General features: G+C 69.8%; 13 protein-coding genes. 4 read left to right on the top strand and 9 right to left on the bottom strand.

Annotation, left to right across the window (positions count from 1 at the left end; translation table 11 throughout):
- The first annotated feature begins 57 nt into the window (after window positions 1-57).
- Window positions 58-837, top strand: a complete 780-nt coding sequence (locus ACWDAK_RS05545; RefSeq protein ID WP_427392882.1) for a DUF6348 family protein — start codon at window positions 58-60, stop codon at window positions 835-837.
- Window position 838: 1 nt separating this feature from the next.
- Here the strand turns inward: ACWDAK_RS05545 and ACWDAK_RS05540 are convergent, their stop codons facing one another.
- Window positions 839-1033: a hypothetical protein gene (locus ACWDAK_RS05540; RefSeq protein ID WP_344638438.1), complete on the bottom strand. Its 195-nt coding sequence runs from the start codon at window positions 1031-1033 to the stop codon at window positions 839-841.
- Window positions 1034-1495: 462 nt separating this feature from the next.
- Window positions 1496-2728 carry a PP2C family protein-serine/threonine phosphatase gene (locus ACWDAK_RS05535; RefSeq protein ID WP_427392881.1) on the bottom strand — a complete coding sequence of 411 codons (1233 nt, stop codon included), beginning with the start codon at window positions 2726-2728 and terminating at the stop codon, window positions 1496-1498.
- A 190-nt stretch (window positions 2729-2918) separates the two neighbouring features.
- Between ACWDAK_RS05535 and ACWDAK_RS05530 the strand changes: the two genes are divergently transcribed.
- Window positions 2919-4199 (top strand): GNAT family N-acetyltransferase, encoded by a 1281-nt coding sequence (locus ACWDAK_RS05530; protein ID WP_344638436.1) that lies wholly within the window; start codon window positions 2919-2921, stop codon window positions 4197-4199.
- A gap of 33 nt (window positions 4200-4232) precedes the next feature.
- Here the strand turns inward: ACWDAK_RS05530 and ACWDAK_RS05525 are convergent, their stop codons facing one another.
- Window positions 4233-4718, bottom strand: coding sequence for a ribose-5-phosphate isomerase (locus ACWDAK_RS05525; RefSeq protein ID WP_344638435.1), 486 nt, complete (start codon window positions 4716-4718; stop codon window positions 4233-4235).
- Window positions 4719-4923: 205 nt separating this feature from the next.
- A complete protein-coding gene (locus ACWDAK_RS05520; protein ID WP_344638434.1) occupies window positions 4924-5523 on the bottom strand; it encodes a biotin transporter BioY in 600 nt (199 codons plus the stop codon).
- 315 nt (window positions 5524-5838) lie between these two features.
- Between ACWDAK_RS05520 and ACWDAK_RS05515 the strand changes: the two genes are divergently transcribed.
- Entirely contained in the window at window positions 5839-7254 is a 1416-nt protein-coding gene (locus tag ACWDAK_RS05515) for an amino acid permease (RefSeq protein WP_425557738.1), read from the top strand.
- A gap of 68 nt (window positions 7255-7322) precedes the next feature.
- Here the strand turns inward: ACWDAK_RS05515 and ACWDAK_RS05510 are convergent, their stop codons facing one another.
- Window positions 7323-7958 carry a mycothiol-dependent nitroreductase Rv2466c family protein gene (locus ACWDAK_RS05510; RefSeq protein ID WP_344638433.1) on the bottom strand — a complete coding sequence of 212 codons (636 nt, stop codon included), beginning with the start codon at window positions 7956-7958 and terminating at the stop codon, window positions 7323-7325.
- A 181-nt stretch (window positions 7959-8139) separates the two neighbouring features.
- Here ACWDAK_RS05510 and pepN point away from each other — a divergent pair, with 181 nt between their 5' ends.
- Window positions 8140-10701 (top strand): aminopeptidase N, encoded by a 2562-nt coding sequence (pepN, locus tag ACWDAK_RS05505; protein ID WP_344638432.1) that lies wholly within the window; start codon window positions 8140-8142, stop codon window positions 10699-10701.
- Between the two features lie 179 nt (window positions 10702-10880).
- Here pepN and ACWDAK_RS05500 read toward each other — a convergent pair whose 3' ends face one another.
- The 4 genes from ACWDAK_RS05500 to acnA form a co-directional block, all read right to left on the bottom strand.
- Entirely contained in the window at window positions 10881-11828 is a 948-nt protein-coding gene (locus tag ACWDAK_RS05500; protein ID WP_344638431.1) for a carbohydrate ABC transporter permease, read from the bottom strand.
- 12 nt (window positions 11829-11840) lie between these two features.
- On the bottom strand, window positions 11841-12773 hold the full coding sequence (locus tag ACWDAK_RS05495) for a carbohydrate ABC transporter permease (RefSeq protein ID WP_344638430.1): 933 nt from the start codon (window positions 12771-12773) through the stop codon (window positions 11841-11843).
- Window positions 12774-12871: 98 nt separating this feature from the next.
- A complete protein-coding gene (gene ngcE / locus ACWDAK_RS05490; RefSeq protein ID WP_344638429.1) occupies window positions 12872-14278 on the bottom strand; it encodes an N-acetylglucosamine/diacetylchitobiose ABC transporter substrate-binding protein in 1407 nt (468 codons plus the stop codon).
- A gap of 397 nt (window positions 14279-14675) precedes the next feature.
- Complete coding sequence (gene acnA, locus ACWDAK_RS05485; RefSeq protein ID WP_344638428.1) at window positions 14676-17351, bottom strand: aconitate hydratase AcnA; 2676 nt, start codon at window positions 17349-17351, stop codon at window positions 14676-14678.
- Between the last annotated feature and the right edge of the window lie 203 nt (window positions 17352-17554).

Here is a 17554-nt window from a genome sequence, read left to right as displayed (position 1 = left end):
CGATACCCTCGCTCGCATCCGCCTTAACGATCATCTATTCGAGCTAGGAGCCAGCCCGTGCGCCCGCAGGACCGTATGGCCGTCATCCAGCGCAGCGTGGTCCGCGAAATGGCGCAGTTCGGCGTGGAGTTCACGGTGGACGACGAGGTGGTCCGCGGCCCGGGGACCACGGCGGTGGCCGTCCGCGAGCACCCCGGCGACGGCGGCAGCGGCCATGTGGACCTCGGCTTCGTCCTCGACCTCGGGCGTGCGGACGCCCCCGTGGTCTGGGACTGCGCGGCGGGACTCGGCAAGACCGAGGAGGAGAAGCTCGACAACGCCGTGAAGATGTGGGCCACCACCACCGCCTCCACCGTGGTGGAGCTGCTGGAGCACCGGGGCGAGCACGGCGACCACTACCAGCCCGCCGAACTGGCCGACTGGCACGCCATCCAGGGCCCGGCGGCCGTCTTCGGCTTCGGCAACGAGCGCCTGGCCGACTGGCTGGCCGACCACCAGCCGCTGACCGCCATCGCCGAGGCGCTCCGGCCCGAGCTCACCGCCGGGCGGCTGACCGGAGTGAAGCTCTTCCTCGGCGGGCGGTCCGGCGACGACATCGCCGAGGTCCGGGTGAACGGCGAGGTCTCGGAGGCCGCCTCGGCCGCACTGCACGCGCTGGACTGGCCGCGCGGTGAACGCTTCTGCTGGGCCCGCCTGTTCATCCTGCTGGTCCCCGAGGGCGGCCTGCACCCCGAACCCGCACGCCCCGCCCCGGCACCGGTGCCGGTCGCGCTGCCGGTGGCCCGGCCCGGCCTGCTGGCCCGGGTCAGGCACGTGCTACGGTCCGCCCGACGGTAGGTCAGCCGGAGAAGGACTTCAAGCTGTTGGCCACCGAGGTGAGGAAGTTCTTGATCGGCTCCGCCGCCGTGGACGCACTGAGCATGAAGCCGAACAGGGCCGAGATGATGGCGTGACTGGTCTTCAGCTGCTTGTTGCGGATGAAGATGAAGACGAGGGCACCGAACAGCACCAGTGCGGAGACGGAGAGCACCACCCGGACTCACTTCCTTACTTCGTTGCGGGGTTTCACCCGGAAACCCTGTGGCGACGCCGGAGCCCGGCCTGTCTGGCGGGGCACAGGCCGTGCGGCGCCGACCGAGAGCCGCATGCAACGCCCCCCATCCCCCGACTACCGGTACCGACCAGTCCCACCCACCGACTCAGTGTGGTCGTTCGTGCCGACTGCGTAAAGGCGTAGCCGGAAGCCCGGCTGGAAGTTCCTGGCATGTGAGACGAATTTCCGCCGACCGAGACGATAGCCCAAGGTCGCTGACGAGCTGTCGGCAGGGGCTCGTCCACCGGCCCGGTCAGCGGTGACCGAGCGCCGCGGCCTGTCCGACGGCACCGTGCGGACGCCCCGCCAGGATTGGCCGAAGATCGGCCGCCGGACTTGACACACCTGTCCGATGGTCGAATCAACCGTCGCCGACGGGCTCCGCCCGGCCGGCCCGGCGCCTCATCCGCGCCACAGCAGCAGTACCGCCCGGTCGTCGTTGACGTCCTTGGCCACCGTCTCGATCAGCCGGACCGCCGCGCCCCGGCTGCCACTCTGCAGCAGCGCCCCGGCGACCAGCCGATCGGCCTCCCCCATCAACCGGTCCATGCCCTCGGAGAGATCGCGCCCCGGCACCTCGACCATGCCGTCGGTGCAGAGCATCAGCAGATCACCCCGGTTCAGCCGGCCCCGCACGCCCTCGAACTTGGCACCATCGTAGATCCCCAGCAGCGGGCCCTCGGCCGCCTCCTTGACCTCCCAGCGGCCGGCCCCCGACAACCGCTGCATCCCGGGCAGATGCCCCGCCGACAGCAGTTCGTACTCGCCGGTGTCCAGGTCCAGCACCAGGTGGACGGCGGTGGCGAAGCCCTCCTCCCAGTCCTGCCGCAGCAGGTAGCCGTTGGCGGCCGGCAGGAACTCGTGGGCGGGCAGCGAGCCGAGCAGGCCGCCGAAGGCGCCGGACAGCAGCAGGGCGCGCGAGCCGGCGTCCATGCCCTTCCCGGAGACGTCCGCCAGGACGCACTCCAGCATCCGCCGCCCCGGTCCGGTCCTGGCGGCCACCACGAAGTCGCCCGAGAAGGACTGGCCGCCGGCCGGCCGCAGCGCCATGTCCGCGTACCAGCCCTCGGGCAGTTTCGGGACCTGGCTCTGCACCCGCAGCCGTTCACGCAGGTCGAACAGCATGGTGCCGCCGCCGCGCCAGGGCACGCCGACCCGGCTGCGGAACTGCGCCAGCAGCAGTCCGGCCACCCCGACCGCGCCGACCACCAGGGCGGCACCCGGGGTGACGCCGAAGACATAGCTCTCGGGGTGCTCACTGGCCACCCGCTCGCCGGTGTGGATCACGGACTCGGTGGACAGGCCCAGGGCGGCGGCCGCATACAGCAGCACCAGGGTGCCCGGCCGCAGTAACAGGGCGCCGGCCAGGATCGGCAGGACCAGGGCGGTGGGCGGTACCCAGGCGGGGAACCAGACGTTGAGCAGCACCAGCAGCGGGATCGCCGCCAGGAAGGCGGCGAAGGCGAGCCAATCGGAGGCGTCACCGCGGAAGTAGTCCACCCCGGTTCGGCGCAGCGTTCGGCGGGCCCGGTACAGCCTGGTGCGCAGCCGGGCCGTCCAGGGGTCCGCGGCCGCCGTCGCGGTGGGCCCCTTCGCAGTCGTCTGGGGCGGTGCGCCCGGCGTGCTGCCAGCCATGGGCTCCGACCTTATCCACCGGTGCGGGGCGGCGTCGATGGGCGTGCCGTGTCGGGCGGGTTGTGCCGGGCCTTCCCGGCACCTTTCGGTCGCCGGTCAGAGCGCCCATCTTCCGACCATTGCACGGCAGTTGAGGATATGGCGCGAAATCGGTCGCGCCCGATCAAAACGGATGATAGCTGTGGGAGGTATGACTCCGGACCTTGCCACTGATTCCACTCATTCCCCATATAACGCACCGGAAGTCCGCACCCTGACTCCTGCGGAGTGGGACGCCTGGTACCGGGCGGCGGAGGTCGCATTCGGTGGCAGCGAGGAGCCGGTCGAGGCCCGGCAGCTCTGGCGGGACCTCACCGAGACCGGCCGCTCGCAGGGCGTCTGGGAGGGGACGACCCCGGTAGCCGCCTCGAGCGCGTACAGCTTCCGGATGGCCGTACCGGGCGGCGCGGTGGTACCGGTCGCCGGGGTGACCCTGGTCGCGGTGCTGCCGACGCACCGCCGGCGCGGCCTGCTGACCGCGATGATGCGCCGCCAGCTGGACGAGATCCGCGCCCGTGGCGAGGCCCTGGCCGTACTCACCGCCTCCGAACCGGCCATCTACGGCCGCTTCGGCTACGGCCTCGGCACCCTGCACCTCGCCCTGGAGATCGAGAGCCACCGGGTGACCCTTCCCCCGCTGCCGGCGGACGGCGTCCGGCTGCGGCTGGCCGACCCGGTGCTCAGCAGCCCGGCCTGCGAGGAGCTGTACGCCTCCCTCGTACCGCTGCGCCCGGGAATGCTGGAGCGCCGCCCGAACTGGGACCGTCTGCCGCTGCTTGACCCGCCCGCGACGCGCGGCAACGCCTCGCCACTCCAGGCGGTGCTGGCCGAGGACGCGCGAAGCGGCCGGCTGCTCGGCTACGCCCGGTACCAGGTCAGGCCCGAGCCGGTCAGCCAGCCGGCGGCCGGGACGGTGCTGGTGCGCGACATCGAGGCGCTGACACCGCAGGTGTACGCCAGGCTCTGGTCGTATCTGCTGGAGATCGACCTGACCGACCGGGTCACGGCCGGCAACCGCCCGGTGGACGACCCGCTGCTGCATCTGGTCTCGGACACCCGCCGGCTGCACCCCGTACTGGAGGACACGCTCTACGTCCGACTGGTGGAGGTCGGCGAGGCGCTCCGGCTGCGTGAGTACGCGACGCCGGTCGAGCTGGTACTGGACGTCACGGACGAGTTCTGCCCGTGGAACACCGGGCGCTGGAAGCTCCAGGCCGACGGGCCCGGCAAGGCGGCGAGCTGCGTACCGACCGCGGAGCCGGCCGATCTGGCGCTGTCGGTGCGCGAGCTGGGCTCCGCGTACCTCGGCGGGCTGAGGCTGGCGGCACTCGGCGCGGCCGGGCGGGTCACCGAGCTGCGCGAGGGTGCGGTGGAGGAGGCCTCCCGGGCGTTCGCCTCCCAGGTCGCGCCCTGGCTGCCGCACGGGTTCTGAGCACCCGTACGGCAGCCCGCGCCGGAAAGGGGATCAGCCCTGCGGGTGGTGGGCCGGGATCGGGGGGAGCTCGCCGGTGGTCTCGTACTCGCTCAGCATGGCGATCCGGCGGGTGTGGCGCGGCTCGCCGCTGTACGGGGTGTTGAGGAAGACCTCGACGAAGCGGGTCGACTCCTCCAGGGTGTGCATCCGGCCGCCGATGCTGATCACGTTGGCGTTGTTGTGCTCACGGCCGAGCGAGGCGGTCTGCTCGCTCCAGGCGAGCGCGGCCCGCACGCCCTTCACCTTGTTGGCGGCGATCGCCTCGCCGTTGCCCGAGCCGCCGATCACGATGCCCAGCGCCTCGGGGTCGGCGGCGGTGCGCTCGGCGGCGCGCAGGCAGAACGGCGGGTAGTCGTCCTCGGCGTCGTAGATGTGCGGACCGCAGTCGATCGGCTCGTGGCCGTTGTCCTTCAGCCACTGGACGAGGTGGTTCTTGAGGTCGTATCCGGCATGGTCGGAACCCAGGTACACGCGCATGCGTATGAGTGTGGCATGCGACCCGCCGGGTACCGCTGCAGGGGCACGCACGAGCGCCTCGGGCATCGCAGCCGACCGGCCGGCCGGTGCGCCATGCGGAACGTGGCGCCCGCGCGTCGGCCGAGAACGCGCCGGGGCGCGGGGCCCGTGCGACCTGCCCGCTCGGGCGGGACTCGCCCGGCTCCCCGCGCCCCGGGAACGAGGCTCAGCCGCGGCGCCGCAGGAGCTTCCAGGTCAGGGGGAGGGCGCCCATGGCGAGCAGGACCTTGAGCGCGTCGCCGATCAGGTAGGGGTAGAGGCCGAGGTCGGCGGCCTTGGCGAGCGAGACGTGCAGCGAGGCCGCCAGGTACGGGACACCGACCGCGTAGATGGCGAGGTTGCCGAGCACCATCGCCATCGCGGTGCGCGGCGCGCTGCGGTCCGCCCCGCGTCGGGCGAACGCCCCGGTGAGGGCGGCGGCGAGGACGAAGCCGATGGCGTAGCCGAGACTCGGCATCGCGAAGCCCGAGGAACCCTCGGCGAACCACGGCATCCCGGCCATGCCCGCCAGCAGGTACAGGGCGAGCGAGGCGGCACCCCGGCGGGCGCCGAGGGCGGTGCCGACCAGCAGCGCGGCGAAGGTCTGCCCGGTGACCGGGACGGGCGAGCCGGGGACCGGCACCGAGAACTGGGCCGCGAGGCCGGTCAACGCGGCGCCGCCGACGACCAGGGCCAGCTCGCGCGCCTGTCCGCCGAGCCGGGTGGCCGCTCCCGGAAGGTGGTCGGCGAGCACCGTGGCGGGGGCGGGCGTGACGGCAGTGGCCATGGCGGGTCTCCAGTTCTGACACGACGTGGTCGCATCGACGCGGCGTGGTCGTTCGTTGACACTCGGGAACAGTTGTGAACCTATGTGCAACATTGCATTCACTGCGCGTCGGCCTCTGACAAGTGTTCGGCCTGCACCTTGTCGGATTCCGTCCTACCCGGACACCGGGGTGCCGTTTAGGTAGATAGGCGATCACTTTCAGTCACTCTAATGTCCGAAATTCGGTCCTTCGGTGGGATTTCTTGGCATGACCATCTGGCGTACCGAATAGTGGACTGACTGCTCCGACATCCGTAACAGTCTGGATCCGCCTCTATGACGACCCCCACCAACCAGCCGCTGCTGGAGTCCAACGAGCCGGCGTCCAACGCCGGCTCGGGCTCTGAGAACCAGCAGCTCTCCCACGGTCTCAAGCAGCGCCACCTGTCGATGATCGCGCTCGGCGGCGTGATCGGCGCCGGGCTGTTCGTCGGCTCCGGCGCCGGTATCGCCGCCGCCGGTCCGTCCATCGTGCTGGCCTTCGCCGCCTCCGGCCTGCTGGTCATGCTGGTCATGCGGATGCTCGGCGAGATGTCTGCGGCCCGTCCGGCCAGCGGCTCGTTCTCCGTGCACGCCGAGCGGGAGATCGGCCCCTGGGCCGGTCTGACCGTCGGATGGATGTTCTGGACGCTGCTCTGCGTCGGCGTGGGCGCCGAGGCGATCGGTGCCTCGCACGTGATGAACGGCTGGTTCCCGAGCGTGCCGCTCTGGGTCTGGGTCGCCGTCTTCATGGGCTTCTTCTGCGCCACCAACCTGGCGGCCGTGAAGAACTTCGGTGAGTTCGAGTTCTGGTTCGCCGCCGTCAAGATCGCTGCCATCGCCGCCTTCCTGGTGATCGGCGTGCTGGCCATCCTCGGCCTGCTGCCCGGCAGCTCCTCTCCCGGTACCGCCAACCTCACCGGTCACGGCGGCTTCTTCCCCCACGGTTCCACCGGCCTGATCACCGGCCTGCTCGCCTCGGTCTTCGCCTACGGCGGCCTGGAGACGGTGACCATCGCGGCCGCCGAGTCCCCGGACCCCCGGCGCAGCGTCGCCTCGGCGGTGCGCACCGCGATGTGGCGGATCGCCCTGTTCTACGTCGGCTCGATGGCCGTGATCGTCACCCTGGTGCCGTGGAACGACGCGAGCGTGACCAAGGTCGGCCCGTACGTCGCGGTGCTGGACAGCCTGGGCATCCCCGGCGCCGGCCAGCTGATGAACGTCGTGGTGCTGATCGCGCTGCTGTCGGCGATGAACGCCAACATCTACGGCTCCTCCCGGATGGCGTACTCGCTGGTCCAGCGCGGCCAGGGCCCCAAGGCGCTGGCCCGGGTGACCGGCGGGGTGCCGCGGCTGGCCGTGCTGGCCTCCTCGGCCTTCGGCTTCCTCGCGGTGCTGCTGAGCTACTGGTGGCCGACCACCGTCTTCGCCTGGCTGCTCAACATGGTCGGCGCGGCCGTGCTGGTGGTCTGGGCCTTCATCGCGGTGGCCCAGCTGCGGATGCGCCGCCGGATCGAGCGGGAGGCGCCCGAGCAGCTCACCGTGCGGATGTGGTTCTTCCCGTACCTGACCTGGGTGGCGCTGGCCGCGGTCCTCGCGGTGCTGGCCCTGATGACCCTCGACGCGGACAACCGGATCCAGCTGTACTTCACGGCCGGTCTGACCGTGGTGCTCTCGGTGCTCGGCTGGCTGAAGCAGCGGCGCACCGCCTGACGGCACGGCGAGGGGCCCGGTACCTGGTACCGGGCCCCTCGCCGTGTCCGCTCACGCGCCGGCCGTGCTCACTCGAAGGACGGGCCCGCCGTGCGGGTGCGCTTGATCTCGAAGAAACCCGGGGTTGAGGCGACCAGCAGGGTGCCGTCCCAGAGCCGGGCGGCGGCCTCGCCGCGCGGGGTCGGGGTGACCACCGGGCCGAAGAAGGCGACCCGCTCGCCGTCCGCGCCGTCCACCGCGATCACCGGGGTGCCGACGTCCTCGCCGACCAGCGAGATGCCCTGCTGGTGCGAAGCCCGCACCTCGGCGTCGTACTCGTCGCTGTCGGCCGCGTCGGCCAGCTCGGCCGGCAGCCCCGCCGCCACCAGCGCGGCCTCGATGGTCTCCCGGTTGTTGGGCAGACCCTGGTTGTGGAAGCGGGTGCCGAGCTCGGTGTAGAGCGGGCCGAGCACCTTGTCGCCGTACTCCTGGGCGGCGGCGATCAGCACCCGGACCGGGCGCCAGGCGTTGGGCAGGTTCTTCTTGTACTTCTCCGGCTGGTCCTCGCGGTCCTCGTTGAGGACGGCGAGGCTCATCACATGCCAACGGGTTTCCACCGGGCGGAGCTTCTCGACCTCCAGCATCCAGCGGGAGGTCATCCAGGCCCAGGGGCAGATCGGGTCGAACCAGAAGTCGGCGATCTTGCGGGAGTCTGCGGTGGTCACTGACTACGTCCTTCGCACTTTTCCGAGAAGCAACGGTGCTTGTCTCCGATCGCAACACCGCACCCCCCGGACTGATTCCGTGTGACCTGTGCAATAACACGGTGCGGGCCGCGTGAAAGGATGCCCGGCAAGGAAGACCTCCCAGCACCCTGTGTGCGAGCCGGACAAAGGAGTACCGCCCGTGCCGGGCAAGAACCTGAGCCGCGAGGAAGCCCAGCAGCGGGCCGACATCCTCAGTGTGGACAGCTACCGGGTCCACCTCGACGTGACCTCCGCCGTCGACCCGGCGGCCGCCACCTTCCGCTCCACCACCACGATCACCTTCCGCAGTTCCGCGCCGGGCACCGCCACCTTCGTGGACCTGCTGGCGCCCGCCGTGCGATCGGCGACCCTCAACGGCCGCGCCCTGGACCCGGGTACGGCCTTCGACGGCGCCCGGATCACCCTCGACACCCTGGCGGAGCAGAACGTCCTGGTGGTCGAGGCGGACTGCGCCTACAGTCGGACCGGTGAGGGCCTGCACCGGTTCGTCGACCCGGCGGACGGCGAGACCTACCTCTACACCCACTACGAGCCGGCCGACGCCCGCCGGGTGTTCGCCACCTTCGAACAGCCGGATCTGAAGGCCCCGTTCAGCTTCACGGTGACCGCACCGGCCGCATGGGACGTCTACCACAACGCGGCGCACGAGGAGATCACCGACCAGGGCGCCGCCCGCGTCTGGCGCTTCGCGCCCACCGAACCGATCTCCACCTACCTCACCGCCGTGGTCGCCGGCCCGTACCACGTCGAGCGCGACCACTACCGCCGCCGGCTCGCCGACGGCTCCACGCTCGAGATCCCGCTCGCCGCGACCTGCCGCAGGTCGCTGGCCCCCTACTTCGACGCGGACGAGATCTTCACCGTCACCAAGCAGGGCCTGGACTTCTTCCATGAGGAGTTCGACTTCCCGTACCCGTTCGGGAAGTACGACCAGTGCTTCGTGCCGGAGTACAACATCGGTGCGATGGAAAACCCCGGCTGCGTCACCTTCCGCGAGGACTTCGTCTTCCGCTCCAAGGTCACCGAGGCCGCGTACGAGGGCCGGGCCAACGTCATCCTGCACGAGATGGCGCACATGTGGTTCGGCGACCTGGTCACCATGAAGTGGTGGGACGACCTGTGGCTCAAGGAGTCCTTCGCCGACTTCATGGGCTCCTTCTCGCAGATCGAGGCCACCAGGTACCGGTCCGCCTGGATCACCTTCGCCAACAAGCGCAAGGCCTGGGCCTACCGGCAGGACCAGTTCCCCACCACGCACCCGATCACCGCGGACATCCGCGACCTCGAGGACGCCAAGCTGAACTTCGACGGGATCACCTATGCCAAGGGCGCCTCGGTGCTCAAGCAGCTGGTCGCCTACGTCGGCCGGGACGCCTTCTTCGCGGGCGTGCGGCAGTACTTCAAGCGGCACGCCTACGGCAACACCGTGCTCGGCGACCTGCTCGACGTACTGGAGCAGACCAGCGGCCGCGATCTGACCGCCTGGTCCGGGGCCTGGCTGCAGACCGCCGGGGTCAACTCGCTCACCCCGCAGCTGACCTGTGACGCCGAGGGCCGGATCACCGAGTTCGCGGTGGTCCAGGACGGCGCGACCCCGCGTCCGCACCGGATCGCGATCGGCCTCTACGACCGCGACGCCGTCGGCGCCCTGGTCCGCACCCACCGGATCGAGCTGGACGTGCACGGCACCCGGACCGTCGTCCCCGAGCTCGCCGGGCTGCCCAGGCCCGCGCTGGTGCTGCTCAACGACGACGACCTGACGTACTGCAAGATCCGCTTCGACGACCGTTCGCTGGAGACCCTGCGCGACGGCCTCGGCGAGATCACCGACGGCCTCGCCCGGGCGCTGGCCTGGTCGGCCGTGTGGAACCTCACCCGGGACGGGCTGATGCCGACCCGCGACTACCTGGCGCTGGTACTGCGCTTCGCGGGCCAGGAGTCGGGCATCGGCGTGCTGCAGTCGCTGCACCAGCAGGCCAAGCTCGCGCTGGACGTGTACGCGGACCCGGCCTGGCGCCCGGAGGGCGCACAGCTGCTCGCCGAGGGCGCGCTGCGCGAACTCCGCGCCGCCGCGCCGGGCAGCGACCACCAGCTGGCCTGGGCCCGGTTCCTGGCGCAGACCGCCCACGAGGAGGAGCAGTTCCGGCTGCTGCGCGGGCTGCTCGCCGGGACCGCCCGGATCGACGGCCTGGAGGTGGACCAGGACCTGCGCTGGCTGCTCTGGCTGGCACTGGCCGCCGCCGGGAAGGCGGGCGCCGAGGAGCTGAACGCGGAGCTGGCCGCCGACAACACCGCCAGCGGCAAGCAGCACCTGACCGAGTGCCTGGCCGCGCTGCCGACCGCCGGAGCCAAGGCCGCCGCCTGGTCGGCCGTGATCGACTCCGACGAGCTGCCCAACGCCCTGGTGGAGGCCCAGATCTCGGGCTTCAACCAGCCGGGCCGACGCGATCTGACGGTCGGTTACACCGAGCGCTACTTCGCGCTGCTGGAGGAGATCTGGTCGCAGCGCAGCATCGAGATCGCGATGCGGATCGTCGGCGGGTTCTTCCCGCGCTACCAGACCGACGAGCGGACCCTCGCCGCCGCCGACGCCTGGCTGACCGGGCACCCCTCGGCCGCCCCCGCGCTGCGGCGGCTGGTCCTGGAGTGCCACGACGACCTGGCGCGGGCACTGCGCGCGCAGGCGTGCGACCGGGGCTGATCCCTCCGGCGGCCGACCGGGTCTGAGGCGGCCGGCCCACCGGGAACCACCTCCAGGGCGGGGCCCGCGCGAAACACCGTGCACCGCGACAGCGGGCCACTCGCGCGGGCCCCGCGCCCCGAGCCGGTTGCGGGCCGACGGGCCCGACCGCCGAGGGCTCCCGTGCCCTCGGCTCCGCGCTACTTGAGGGTGGCGGACGTGAGTCCGGACTGCACCTGGCGCTGGAAGGACAGGTACACCACCAGCACCGGCAGCATCGCGATCGTCATACCGGCGAAGAGGGACGGCGCGTCACTCGCGTACCCCGACTGCAGCGCCAGGTTGACCAGCCCCTGGGCCAGTACCGAGTGGTCGGCCTCGCCCGCCGAGGTCGGCTGCATCAGAGTCACCGGCAGGATGTACTGGTTCCACTGGCCGAGCAGGTTGAAGATGCCGACGCTGATCAGTCCGGGCTTCGCCATCGGCACCATGACCTGGAAGAACGCCCGGGTGTGCGAGCAGCCGTCCAGCATCGCCGCCTCGTGCACGGCGGTGGGCAGGGTGCGGAAGAAGGAGTGCAGGAAGAACACGGTGAACGGCAGCGAGTACGCGACGTACACCAGGATCAGGCCCAGGTAGCTGTTCAGGCCGAGCAGCGGGGAGATCCCGCCGAGGTTCCGGACCATGAAGAAGAGCGGGACCAGGGCCAGGTAGACCGGGAACATCGCCCCGGCCACGAAGAAGTAGTAGATCAGCCGGTTGCCCCTGAACTCGTACCGAGCGAGCACATAGGCCGCCATCGAGCCGAGCAACATGGTCAGGGTGAGCGAACCGGCCAGCACGATCAGGGTGTTGGCGAAGAAGCCGCCGATGCCCTTGGTCCAGGCCCGGCCGAAGGCGTCGAAGCTCCAGTGGCCCGGCCAGCTCCAGGCGCTGCCGTTGATCTGGGCGTCGGTCTTGAACGAGCCGAGCACCACCCAGAGCAGCGGGAAGACGATCATCACGGCCCAGAGGGCGAGGAACCCGTGCGAGAAGGCGTTCAGCACTCCCCCGCGGTCGGCGAAGCGCTCTGCCCCCTTCGCCGGACGGCTGCCGCGGGTGCGCTCCGCCTCCGGCGCGGGAGCGGTCCTTTCGATGCTGGTACTCATGCCATGGCCCCGCTAGTACTCGATCCGCTCGCGCCGGGTGACCCGCAGCGAGACGACGGACAGGATGAGGGTGAAGAAGAAGATCACGACACCCATCGCGCAGGCGTAGCCGGCCTCCCCGAAGGCGAGGAAGTTGCGCATCAGATACGTGGACATCAGCTCGCTGTGGTGATCGGGACCACCGCCGTAGGCGCGTCCCGGGGTCATGCTGGCGACCAGCGCGAAGGCGTCCATCGCCACGATCGCGAGGTAGACCCAGGCGGTCTGCACGGTCTCCCAGAGCAGCGGCAGCGTGATCCTGAAGAAGGTCTGGCCGCGTCCCGCACCGTCCAGCAGGGCCGCCTCGTAGATGTCCCTGGGGATCGACTGCATCGCGGCCGAGAACAGCACCAGGTAGAAGCCGACCCCGCTCCAGACCAGCACCCCGAGGATGCACCAGAGCACCAGGTCGGGGTCGGAGAGCCAGGCCACCGGGTGCTGGGCGTCCGCCAGCCCCAGCTTGATCAGTACGCCGTTGGCCAGGCCGGCGGCGTCGGTGCGGTAGACCGCCTGCCAGAGCACGGCGAGGATGGCGATCGAGAGCACCTGCGGGAAGAAGAAGACCACTTTGTAGAAGGCGGATCCGCGCACGCCCTGCACCCCGCCGGTGCCGCCCCGGCCGCCGACGTTGAGCATGAAGGCGAAGAAGAGCGCGATCACGATGGTCGCGACCGGCAGCACGGTGAGCAGCAGGACGTTGTGCCCGAGCGCGCCGAGGAAGACGCCGTCGTGGAACAGCTTGCCGTAGTTGTCCAGCCCGACGAAGTCCATCTGCTGGCTCTGCCCGGACCAGTCGGTCAGGGAGTACCCGAAGGTCTGCAGGTAGGGCCAGAGCACCAGGCCCGCGTACAGCACCATCGGGAGGAAGAGGAACCCCACGATGAAGGGGTACTTGCCGTGACGCATCGCCGCATCTCCTGTCCGTGCATCTCCTGCCCGTCGGACCCGGGCGCGCGCCGGGGCCGCCGTCCGCGGGCCCCGGGCACACCCGTCGGCTCCACCGGTCAGGCGGACTTGTTCTTGGCCGCCGACTCCTTGGCGCGCTTGATCCACTCGTCCGGTCCGATGCGCTTGGCCATCAGCTCGCCGGAGGCGTTCTGCAGGTCCTCGTCGAACTTGCTGGCGGTGTTCGGGTACTGGTAGTTGAAGGTGTTGGCGCCCGCGGCCTTCAGGGCCACCACGGTGGACTGGGTGCCCGGCTTCAGCTTGACCTCGGGTCCGACGCCGTCCTTGAGGCAGGTGAGGCTGTTGGCGGTCTGGGCGAACTTGCCCGAGGCCTCCTTGGTCAGCATCATCCGCAGGAACTCCAGACCGCCGGCCACGTTCCTGCCCTGCCTGGGCACGATGAACGGCTCGCCCGCGCCCGCCCGGATCGCCTCGAACGGCATCCGGTCGCCGGGCAGCGAGGGCATCGGCATGAAGGTCATCTCGAAGTCGGCCGGCGTGGAGGCGAGTTGTTCGTTCTCCAGCCAGGAGCCGCACGGGATGAAGGCGGCCTTGTACTGGTTCCACGCGGTCTGCGACTCGGTGTGGGTCATGCCGTTTGTGCCCGGGAGCAGGAAGTCCTGGTCGACCACCTGGTAGAACGCGTCCATCGCGGTCTTGACGGCCGGGTCGTCCCAGGCGGTCGGGTCCAGGTTGTCGATCCGCTTCATCAGCTCCGGGCCGCCCTGCTTGGCGATCATGTCCAGCATGGCGACGTTGATGTAGTACGGGTACTTGCCCTGGTGGGCCAGCGGGGCGATGCCGGCGGCCTTGATCCGGCTGCCGAGTGCGATGAAGTCGGCCCAGGTCTTCGGAGCCGTCCAGCCGTGCTCCCGGAACAGCTTGCCCGAGTACCAGAGGCCGAACACGGTGTAGACGTAGGAGAGGTTGTAGACCTTGCCCTTGACCGTGCCGGAGTCGAGCGTGCCGGGCATCAGCACGTCACGGACCTTCCTGGTCGGGTCGTCGAGGTACGGTGCGTCCAACAGCGGCTGCAGATCGGTCAGTTGGTTGGAGTCGACCAGCACGTCCAGCTTGATCTGCTTGTTGCCGGAGTCGTCGATGACGTCCGGTGGGCTGCCCGCGTTGAAGCGCGGCTGGAGCTTGCCGGTGACGTCCTTGTCCGCCTGATGGTTGATCTTCGCATCGGGGTAGGACTTCGCGTAGACGGCCTCGAACGCCTTGGCGTAGTCGCTGCCGTAGCCGCCGTCGAAGATGAAGACCTCAAGGCCCGCCCTGGCGTCCACACCGAACGGGTTCTTGGCATCGGTGAGGTTGTAACCGCTGCTCTTCGTCCCCTTGTTGTCGCTTCCGCCGGCGCCGGCGGCGCAGGCGGCGAGCAGCGGACTTCCGGCCGCCGCGAGCACGGCGATACCGGCGGCGCGCTTGAAGATGTCACGGCGGTTGTACTCGTTTGCAGAGCCCATGAGTGCCCTAACCCCTCGGTGTCCTTGAGATGCAGCCAGGTTATGACGGCCCGTCAATTCCCGCTGCTGGGGCGCGCCCAGCGGCGGAAGTGCCGCTCAGAGGCGTTGCTGTGATGCGCAAAGGTATAGTCCTGCGGCCATCCGGCGGCAATAGCGCGCACCACCGGGGGTGACCGGTGACCGTCAAAGCGTTGCCGGCCGTGCAGCATGTGCAATTCGCAGGGACCCGCAGAGGTGCGCCGGGCCGCTGACATCCGAGAAGGTAGCGTGTTCATGCGCATTTGAACATAGAAACGCGCAACTTTGAGCAGCGATACGTCAAAACGTGATCCGGAAACAGAAGAGGCCGGCACCCACTCCGAGGAGTGGGTGCCGGCCTCTGCCGGACCTACTGGGATCAGCCGATCAGCGAGCGCAGCACGTACTGCAGGATGCCGCCGTTGCGGTAGTAGTCCGCCTCGCCGGGGGTGTCGATGCGGACGACCGCGTCGAACTCGGTGCTGGTCCCGTCCGCGCCGACCGCCTTGACCTTGAGGGTCTTGGGGGTGCGGCCCTCGTTGAGCTCGGTCACGCCGGTGATGGAGAAGGTCTCCTCACCGGTCAGGCCCAGGGAGTCGGCGCTCTGGCCCTCCGGGAACTGCAGCGGCAGGACGCCCATGCCGATCAGGTTCGAGCGGTGGATGCGCTCGTACGACTCGGCGATGACGGCCTTGACACCCAGCAGCGCGGTGCCCTTGGCGGCCCAGTCGCGGGACGAGCCGGAGCCGTACTCCTTGCCCGCCAGGACGACCAGCGGGATGCCGGCGGCCTGGTAGTTCTGCGAGGCGTCGTAGATGAACGACACGGGGGCACCCCCGTCACCTTCGGCGGACCGGGTGAAGTCGCGGGTGTAACCGCCCTCGGTGCCCGGCGCGATCTGGTTGCGCAGACGGATGTTGGCGAAGGTGCCGCGGATCATGACCTCGTGGTTGCCACGGCGCGAGCCGTAGGAGTTGAAGTCACGCTTCTCGACGCCGTTGGCGGTCAGGTACTGCGCCGCCGGGGTGCCCGGCTTGATGTTGCCGGCCGGGGAGATGTGGTCGGTGGTGACCGAGTCGCCCAGCTTGGCCAGGACGCGGGCGTCGGTGATGTCGGTCACCGGGCTCGGGGTCTTGGCCATGCCCTCGAAGTACGGGGGCTTGCGGACGTAGGTGGACTCGGCGTCCCACTCGAAGGTGTTGCCGGTCGGGACCGGGAGCGACTGCCAGCGGTGGTCGCCGGCGAAGACGTCCTGGTAGCCCTTGTCGAACATGGCCTCGTCGATGGAGCCGGCGACGACGTCGGCGACCTCCTGCTCGGTGGGCCAGATGTCGGCGAGGAAGACGTCGTTGCCCTCCGCGTCCTGGCCCAGGGCCTCGCGGGTGATGTCGACGTTCATGTTGCCGGCGAGGGCGTAGGCGACCACCAGCGGCGGGGAGGCCAGGTAGTTCATCTTGACGTCGGGGTTGATCCGGCCCTCGAAGTTGCGGTTGCCGGAGAGCACCGAGACGACGGCCAGGTCGGCCTCGTTCACCGCGGCCGAGACCTCCTCGGGCAGCGGGCCCGAGTTGCCGATGCAGGTGACGCAGCCGTAGCCGACCAGGTTGAAGCCCAGCTTCTCCATGTACGGGAGCAGGCCGGCCTTCTCGTAGTAGTCCATGACGACCTTGGAGCCGGGCGCCAGGGTGGTCTTGACCCAGGGCTTGACCGTCAGGCCCTTCTCCACGGCCTTCTTCGCCAGCAGGGCGGCGCCCAGCATGACGGAGGGGTTGGAGGTGTTGGTGCAGGAGGTGATCGAGGCGATCACGACCGCGCCGTTGTCGATCTCGTACGACGAACCGTCGGGGGCGGTGACGGCGGTCGGCTTGGAGGCCTCGGCCGAGTAGGTCGGCAGCGCCTCGGCGAACTTGGCCGCCGCCTCGGCGAGGACGACGCGGTCCTGCGGGCGCTTCGGGCCGGAGATCGACGGGACGACGGTGGAGACGTCCAGCTCCAGGTACTCGGAGTAGACCGGCTCGACCGACGGGTCGTGCCAGAGGCCCTGCTCCTTGGCGTACGCCTCGACCAGGGCGAGCTGCTGCTCGCTGCGGCCGGTGAGCTTCAGGTAGTTGATGGTCTCGGCGTCGATCGGGAAGATCGCGCAGGTCGAGCCGAACTCCGGCGACATGTTGCCGATGGTGGCACGGTTGGCCAGCGGGATGGCGCCGATGCCGTCACCGTAGAACTCGACGAACTTGCCGACCACACCGTGCTTGCGCAGCATCTCGGTGATGGTGAGCACCAGGTCGGTGGCGGTGGTGCCGGCCGGCAGCTCGCCGGTCAGCTTGAAGCCGACCACGCGCGGGATCAGCATGGAGACCGGCTGGCCGAGCATCGCGGCCTCGGCCTCGATGCCACCGACGCCCCAGCCCAGCACGCCCAGGCCGTTGACCATGGTGGTGTGCGAGTCGGTGCCGACGCAGGTGTCGGGGTAGGCCTGGCCGCCCCGGACCATGACCGTGCGGGCCAGGTGCTCGATGTTCACCTGGTGGACGATGCCGGTGCCCGGCGGGACGACCTTGAACTCGTCGAACGCGGTCTGGCCCCAGCGCAGGAACTGGTAGCGCTCCTTGTTGCGACCGTACTCGATCTCGACGTTCTGGACGAAGGCGTCCGGGGTGCCGAACTTGTCCGCGATGACGGAGTGGTCGATGACCAGCTCGGCCGGGGCCAGCGGGTTGATCTTGGACGGGTCGCCGCCAAGCTCCTTGACGGCCTCACGCATGGTGGCGAGGTCGACCACGCACGGCACACCGGTGAAGTCCTGCATGATCACGCGGGCCGGGGTGAACTGGATCTCCTCGCTCGGCTGGGCGGTGGCGTCCCAGTTGCCGAGCGCGCGGATGTGGTCGGCGGTGATGTTCGCGCCGTCCTCGGTGCGGAGCAGGTTCTCCAGCAGCACCTTGAGGCTGTACGGCAGCCGCTCGGAACCCTCGACGGCGGAGAGCTTGAAGATCTCGTACGACTCGTCGCCCACCTGCAGCGAGCTGCGGGCGTCGAAGCTGTTCGCGGACACGACTGACTCCTTCTAGGTGCTTCGTGTGTGCGTGGGGCTGTGCTGCGCCCCCTCTGCCCACCGGGCGATAAGGTAAGGTAAGCCTTAGCTAACTAACCATTCGCGAGAATGGGCGCCTGCGCCTCTCGGCAAGTATCTTGACGTCAAGATAAATCCTAGCTTGGAGTTATCTCGATGTCGAGATAAACCATAGTGCATGGGCG

The organism is Kitasatospora sp. NPDC001175, from assembly GCF_053598215.1.
The sequence above is the reverse complement of the archived record's forward strand: the minus strand, read 5'-3'. Positions and strand labels throughout refer to the sequence as shown.